This window comes from Lentisphaerota bacterium, assembly GCA_016873675.1.
Lineage (GTDB): Bacteria > Verrucomicrobiota > Kiritimatiellia > RFP12 > JAAYNR01 > VGWG01.
Genome location: VGWG01000120.1, coordinates 1 through 7626, shown reverse-complemented (window position 1 = coordinate 7626; position 7626 = coordinate 1). Strand labels below are relative to the sequence as shown.

General features: G+C 64.6%; 4 protein-coding genes. 1 reads left to right on the top strand and 3 read right to left on the bottom strand.

Annotated elements, in window-relative coordinates:
* Positions 1 to 459: 459 nt before the first annotated feature.
* The 3 genes from FJ222_11120 to FJ222_11110 form a co-directional block, all read right to left on the bottom strand.
* Positions 460 to 915 (bottom strand): hypothetical protein, encoded by a 456-nt coding sequence (locus FJ222_11120; protein ID MBM4164971.1) that lies wholly within the window; start codon positions 913 to 915, stop codon positions 460 to 462.
* A gap of 16 nt (positions 916 to 931) precedes the next feature.
* Positions 932 to 5305, bottom strand: coding sequence for an RHS repeat-associated core domain-containing protein (locus tag FJ222_11115; GenBank protein ID MBM4164970.1), 4374 nt, complete (start codon positions 5303 to 5305; stop codon positions 932 to 934).
* Between the two features lie 68 nt (positions 5306 to 5373).
* Positions 5374 to 6408: a hypothetical protein gene (locus FJ222_11110; protein ID MBM4164969.1), complete on the bottom strand. Its 1035-nt coding sequence runs from the start codon at positions 6406 to 6408 to the stop codon at positions 5374 to 5376.
* A gap of 434 nt (positions 6409 to 6842) precedes the next feature.
* Between FJ222_11110 and FJ222_11105 the strand changes: the two genes are divergently transcribed.
* The coding region (locus tag FJ222_11105) for a hypothetical protein (GenBank protein MBM4164968.1) at positions 6843 to 7626 on the top strand (784 nt) is incomplete at its 3' end.

Sequence of the window (7626 nt, the reverse complement as noted above, 5' to 3'; positions counted from 1 at the left end):
AGCGCTACGATCTATGCGCGGCTATTCGGCCACAAAACCCGATGGCAATCCGTCCCGATCGCCCCAATCGCTACGACGCCAGTTCGGGGAAATCTACGCGCTCAATTTGGACCGCAACAGCTACGACGCCAGTTCGGGGAAATCTACGCGCTCAATTTGGACCGCAACAAATTCCGTCGCCCTTCAACTCCACGCCTTTCATTCCTCCTGCTGCGGCCACATGGCAAAATCCGCAAATTTCGGATGAGTTGTTTTCGCCCCCATCATCTCAACTATACCCAATATCCATTGGCGCAACAGCGCGTTTGAATATTTACACCATACACACGAGTGTTACCCAACGGAATCGTCCAGTTGGAATTTGCCGGCACGTCCATGCCGCTTGCGTCGATAGTCTATGCGGTGGCCGTCACGCTGATGTTGGACAGGGCAATGAAGGTCCAGCTCAAGGCTTGTTTGTTACAGTATCTCGATCTCGAAAACCAGACTCTTGAACAGTGGTTCGGGATGGCCATCGTTGCAGTAGTATGTGCGAGTCTTGCCGTCAGGAGTTACATCCACCCGCATGCCTGCGCCTGCTGTTTGCGATGTTGACTGGGCGTCTCCCGTGTCCCAGATGTTGTAGACGGTAAGCGGTCCTGAAAGACATTCATAGTCGATGTCCACGAACGGCGGGCATGTGTCTTGCCACAGTTGCATGCCGGGTGCTTGGCGACCAGCGACGGTGAGGCGCAAATCCGTGCGCGTGGTCATCGCTCCAATCCGAATGCCTTGCCGCCATTCAGAATGTGCGGCCTTGAAGCGCAACCGCAATTTGCCCTTTTTGGGAAGTTCCAGCGTGTCGAAAAGAGCGACGCGATGTCCCTGCAATGTGATTACGGGGCTTCGGGCTTTCCGGAATGCATCTTCAAGCATTTGGCTATCTCCTGTCTCAGGGACGTGGGCCATTGTAGTGCCGATAGGGGTCAATATCGGCATGTTCCCAAGGCCAGACCTCTTTGAGATTCGCAGGGGCGTGTGGATTCGGAATCTTGCGTCCTTCGATATGATGTAGTTCCTTTGGAACATCCAGAACGGGATGCCTCGGGGATGTGGGGAAGCCGGTCTTCGCTTTCCAGTATCTTCCTCTTGCCGCAGACCAACTCCCGCCCCCGGTTGTCATCGTGGCGAGGGCCATCCCCTCGGCGAAGAAGGCCATGAAGTTGTCGAAACTCTGCAAGCGATCTGCTCCAACGAGATCGGACAAGAAGTTGTCGACCGGGATTCCGATATGCTCTGCACGCCATCGGCTGAAGTTCCGCTCCGGCTCCGCGAGGAAGTCGTACAAGTCCGGAATGAGTTTCTGAAGGACGGGGAATGCGTAATCGGGATTTACGAATGCAGGATAGCCATCGTCTGTGCAGAGTCCGAAGGGGTCCCGGAAATTAACTGGGTTATTTCCACAGAACACGTACTGGTTCAAACCACCGTCTATCCCGATGGGGTCGCTGGATATCCATCGGCCGGTCACGGGGTCGTACCAGCGGGCGCGGAACTGATAGAGGCCGGTGGCAAAGGAGTATTCGCGCCCCTGGAAGAGGAAGCGGTTGCCGATGGCGGATTGGACTATGGACGCGCCTTCGCCGTCATAGATGCCGAGCACGCGGCCCCAGGCGTCGTAGTCGTAGGACTCGACCACGTCGCCCGATTCGTCGACCCACGCCCAGACGGTGTTCTGGTGGTCGCGGAGGGCGTAGAAGGTGCGGGGGACATCGCCGGTGTGGATGGTCATGGCGACCATTTCGTCGATCTCCGGACCGTAGACGTAGTTGCGGACCACGCCGCCGGTGACATCGAGGTCGGCGAGGAGGTGCGCCCCGTCGTAAAGGTGGAAGTTGGTCACGCCGCCAGCCTCGGTCCACATGCGCCGGCCGAGCGGGTCGTAGCCGTACGACTCGGCGGGCGCGCCGCTGGTGGCGGCGGCGGTGAGGCGGTACTGCGCATCCCAGGTGAGCGTCCGCTCTTCGCGGCAGGAGGGGCCGCGATAGACCGTCTGCGTGACGCAGCCCGCAGCGTCGGCAGAATACTCGCCCGACGTGAAGGCGGTGCGCACGAAGGCGCTCGTGGCGACGCCGACGTTACCCGCCGCGTCGCTGATCGCCACGATGACCGTCTGGGTGCCGAGCGTCCGGGCGGTTAGCGCGGCGGTGAAGTTCGATCCCGTCATTCCGGGCGCGACGGTCTCCACGTCGTTGCGTGCCTCCAGGAAGCGGTAAGCGGGGTTTGTGGCGGGTGCCTCGCTGCTGAAGCCCGAGACCTGGAAGGTCCAGGTGTTCGTGCGGGTGACCTCCCAGCCCGCCAGCCGATCGCCAGTCCCCGCCGTGTAGGCGACGCCGAAGCGCGCCGTCTCCTTGGCGGAGCGGCGTCCGGCATCGTCGTAGGCGTACGTCGCGGCGTATCCTGAGCCGTGTGCTTCGGAGGCGAGCCGATCCAAACCATCATAGCCGTAATCGCGGACGGCGAGAGTGATACCGCCGGAGCGATCCACGCGCTGGGTGACGCGGCCGAGGAGGTCGAGTGTGTAACGGATCTCAAGCACGGGAGTATCTTGCACGCGCCAGATGAGGTTGGTCAAGCGGTCAAGGCGGTCGCGCGCGAACGATTGCTCGACCGGGCCGGCGACGACGCGGGCGGTCAGGCCGTTCCAGGGGGCGTATGCGCGGGAGGCTGACACTTGCGCGCCGCCGCAGAGAGCGGTGCGGTTGGTCTCGCGCCCGCCTTCGTCGAGGCTGACCGATTGCGTGAGGCCGATGGCCGAAGCGAGGGTCTGTGTGAGGATGCCGGAGGGGTCGTGTCGCCATTCGACGCGCCCCGTCCAGCCGTTTGCGCGGGTCTCCTGGGCGACGAGCCGGCCGGGGGCGGCCCACACATTGGTGACGACAGCGGCGCCGTCGTCCACAGCCGCCAGAAGGCCGTTGGCGAGCCAGAAGAAGCGGTTGGCGACGCCGGGAAGGGCGAGTTCGACGAGGCGTCTGGCGTCGTCATAGGTGTAGACGGCTTCCGTGCCGTCGAAGCGGGTGGCCGCGAGCGGCAGGCCGAGGACGCCGCGGGTGACGGTGGCGACGCGGCCTTCGATGTTGGTGACAGCGGCGATGCGCCCGGCGGCATCGAGGACGCGGGACTCGACGGCGCGGTCGAGGGAGTCGCGGACGGCGAGCGGCACCATCTGCAGGTCGTAGTCGGCCGAGAGGGTCACGACGCGGTTGGAGCCGCCTTCGGCGACAACGCGGGTGGCGTTGAGGAGCTTGCCGCCGGGACCATAGACGAAGGACGTGGGTCGTCCGGCGCGGTCGGTCAGGTTGGTCATGCGCCCCAGCGCATCGTAGGCGCGGACCTCGGAGATCCCTTCGGGGTCGGTGACGCCGACCGGACGGCCGAAACCGTCGCGGGCGATCTGCCAGACGCGGGGCTCGCCGCCTTCGCCGGGGAGTTCGACGCGGACCGGGCGGCCCATGCAGTCGTTGGAGGAGGTGATGGCGGGACCGACGGGCGGGACCGTGTTGGTGACCGCGCCGGAGGCGTCGAAGGCGAAGGCCGTGACGCGGCCCGAAGGGTCGGTGACCGATACGGGAAGCCCGTGTGACCAGGCAAATTCTGTGACGGCCCAGCCGCCCGCGCCGTCGGAAAGGCGGACAGAAGCGGGCAGTCCATTGGTCCAGGCGTATTCCGTGCGCCAGCCGAGCGGGTCGGCCTCGGCGACTGGCAGGTCGAGCGAGGAGTGCCATTCGACGGAACGGCCGGGGGGCGCGGCGGCGGTGCCGAGGGTGAAGGTCTCGTTGGTGGCCCGGCCCAGTGCGTCGAGGTGGACCCGCCATGCGGCGGTCTGCGCACCGGCCTGCCAGACGCGGCCGGTGGGTTCAAGGGTGGCGGCATCGTAGGCGTACGAGAGAGTCTCGCCGCCCTGTTCGACGGTGGTCATGCGCGGGACATCGGCGTGCCAGGTTACGGTCTCGTAACGGCCGGTTCCGACAGCCGAGGGGTAGGCGATGCGCACGGTGCGGTTGGAGACGGACCACGACGAGTTGGCAGCCATCGTCCCATCGTTGTAACCACTCGCGATGCAGCGCTTCGGCGCGTCGGTGTTGCTGTCGTACCGGTGGGAGAAGCGGCGTCCAAGGGCGTCGGTGCGGTTGGTGAGGACAGCGTCCATCCGGTCGTGGTCGTAGGTAGTGGTGACGACGCTTTCATCTGTGCCGTGGCGAACGAGCCGGGTGAGGAGCGGGCTTCCGTAAACGCAGGAGTCCCCATAGTCATAGTCAGCGAGCGTCACCCATTCCTGGATGTTAGTGGCAGTCGCGTCCTTGACCCGGATCACGCGGCCCGTGACGCTGTCGAGATCGCTCCACTCGACGGCCAGACTCCGTCCGCAGGAGTGAGTCGCGCGGGTCAGGCGGTCGTATGCGCCGCTTCGTGTCGCGGTGACGCGGTTGCTCCAGCCGTCGTCGCTCCATTTCCAGCGGCCGGAGGCGTCGAAACGCAATGAGGCGCCGCCATCGCCGGCGTCGAGGTCCCATTCGCCGTCCGCCACAGCACGCAGCCGCAGCCGCGCGTCGCGGCGGCAGCGCCAGACATCGTCATCCTTGTTCAGTAGAAACCGCCGCCGGTCGGGCGCCTCGACGCGGATCTGCGCCGCATTTGTTCCGTTCGCAGGCACAGCCAGGCGCCACTCCATCGAGATCTCCCAGCCCCAGCCGAAGGCGGTGGCGCCCGAGGCGCTGTTGTAGGCGCGGCCGAAGGCGAGGGGCAGGCCCGGAGCGGGGATCAGGGCGTCCGTCGTGTCCTGGTGGACCGAGCCGCTGATGGCGTTGAAGGGATCGCCGCGTGCGGCATCCGTCCGCTGCGGATTGATGCGCGACGGGCCGTCGTCCTCGGTGACGCCGGACGAAATGACGGTTCCGCACTGATGAAACGGATCGGGGTCAAGAATCGGCCAGGGATCCCCAAAAAACCAAGGATAGGCAATCTCGCTCCTGTGATAAACGGAAAAGGACCCCGCCGCTCGAATGTCGCCGGAAACGATGTAATCGGTGTTCAGCCCCGCGCGGTCCCTGACCCACCAGGTGTGATAGGCCGAGTGTTCGAGTGTCCTCCTGCCGCCTTCAGCATCGGCATATCCGTCGGTGGTGAAGACGCCGGAAAAAGGCGGCGGGGTGCCCAGTGCGGGATACGGACAGGTGTCGCGCACATAATAGAGTGCGATCACCTCTTCGGCCGGAGCCGCCATGACGCCGTAGAGCAACGCCAGCCCAGCCAGACAGGCCGGCATGTTCGTCCGTAGGCGGCGCCGCCGAGCGGCCTGAGATCGGGACGCAGGATCTGATGCGGATGGACGTGTCATGGCAGCGCCACCTCCCGTGATCCGGCGGCGGGCGTCTCTATCTGCACCTCGGGCGGCTCGGTGTCGGGGTTCCACGGGTCGGTGCCGTCCCGGTAAATCTCGTCGAAGTCGCTGATGCCGTCGCTGTCCGAATCGGCGGTTTCCGGATCGGTGCCGTGTGCGAGCGTCTCACGTCCATCCGGGATGCCGTCGCCGTCCGTGTCCACGTCGGCGCGGGCGGCGTGGTAGAAGCCGGTATCGCCGGTCATCTCGCAATCCCCCGGATCGAACGGCGCAGTGGTGGCGAGGGTGCCGCGCAGCGTCCAGAGAGAAGGGACATTCAGGCTGTCGCGGCTGAACAGGTCTGCTAAAAGTCTCTCAGGCGAGTAGATCCAGAGGCGGATTACGGCGTTGGACACGCCGGGCTCGATGCCAGCGAAAGCCAGCCGGTTAGTGTCGGCGGGCGCGAGAGGCGGCGGCGTTTCAGCAACAGGGGTGTTGGTGGCGGCCGCCGCGAAGGCCTCCTGCAGGGCGGGCCAGTCATTGGAGGCGACAAGCGTCATGACCAGGAACAGACGCGAGCGGTCGCGGATGGCATACCACTCGTCGAGCGCCAACCCGGCGAGGTGGGCAGGAGGCGCGCCATACCCGTCGCGGACCCAGTCGCCCGGGTCAAACCCTGCAGTCACGGCGTTGGTGCGAAATCCGGCGTCGCCGACGCCGATCGAGATCCAGACCCGTTCGGCCGCCTGCGTCTCAATGACCGACACCCGCCACGCAGGCACGCCGAGGATGGGTTGCGATGTCCAGAGGTTGGTTGCCGAAGCGAAATCACCCGAGTCATCAAAAAGGTAGAACCCCGTATGAAAAGAGAAGCGGAACCACGTGGGAGGATAACAAGCGGCGTCATTGGTGAGGCGTCCGTACGACTCGGCGACGACAGTGTCGAAAGCCTCCCAGCCGGACAGGGTCGGATATTCCGGAAAAGCCGATGCAGACCCCAAAACCAGTTGACCCATCACGAGCGCGGCGTAAATGTTTTGCGAACGCATATCTGGAACGTTCCGGCCTTACGTTTTCTCCTTGCATCGAAGACCCGTGCTCACTCCGCACTCGCGGAGCGTGAGAAAATTGATAAGAAATCGCTTTCCGGATGGCACCGGCCCACACGGCTTGAAATCATGTCGGAACCGGTTGCAGCGTTGCCATGGGGGCAGCATGGCAGAAGCGGGGATCAAAGTCAATACCACCACCAAACCAGCGGTTTTTGGGCGGACGGGGACACCCCCGGCCGACCCAAAACCGTCGGTTCGCGTTCCGGTGGCCGGAAAGAGACAGACCAGGCCGGCCGCGATGGATCAACTGTTCGCGAAAATCAGACCGGATCGGTGTCGTAGACCCATCTTCACCCTTCGGGATGGGATGCGGCGCGGCGTGTTTTCGGAAATAACGTTGTTGAAAATTATCTTCTAATAGGAGGTGCAGGATGGTGATCGAGTATACGCCGCACGCGGCACAGATGGAGATACATAAGGCGCGGGATGCGCGGTTCCGGACGGTTTGCACAGGGCGGCGGTTCGGCAAGACGCTGTGCATGGCGGCGGAGCTGCTGGATCGGGGCGGCGGCGATCCGCTTTCACCTGCGGAGAAGGCGCTTGCCGAAAGTGCGGCGCAGGGGGCGGGCTGCGGCGCGGCCGGGCGCATCAGGGATTATGCCTGGGTGGCGCCGACATACGGTGTCGCCGAGCGCGGAGTGGAGGCGTTCCGCACGATCGCTCCGGATTTCGTGCGGATCGTGGGCCGGATGCCGGCGCGGGCGGAGTTCGAAGGCGCGGCGGGGCCGTGCCGGGTGTGGTTCCTGAGCGCCGACAACCCGGATAGCATCCGCGGTTTTGGCTTCCGGGGGATCGTGCTCGATGAGGCGGCCGCGGTGCCGGCGTCGGTTTGGAACTACGTGCTGCGTCCAACCCTGGCCCAGACGCTGGGCTGGGCGGTGTTCATCTCCACGCCGATGGGCCGGAACTGGTTCTATGACATGTTCACGCGGGGCGTGGAGGATCAGGCGGGGTTCAAGTCGTTCACCTTTCCGTCGAACGTCTCGCCCTATTTCCCGGCGAAGGAGTGGGATGAGGCGCGCCGGACGCTGCCGGAGGATGTGTTCCGGCAGGAGTATATGGCGGAGTTTCTGGAGGATAGCGCCGGGGTGTTTCGGGGGATCGACGCCTGCCTCTGCGAGGTCGGCGCAGTCGGCAGTGGGCAGTCGGCAGGCG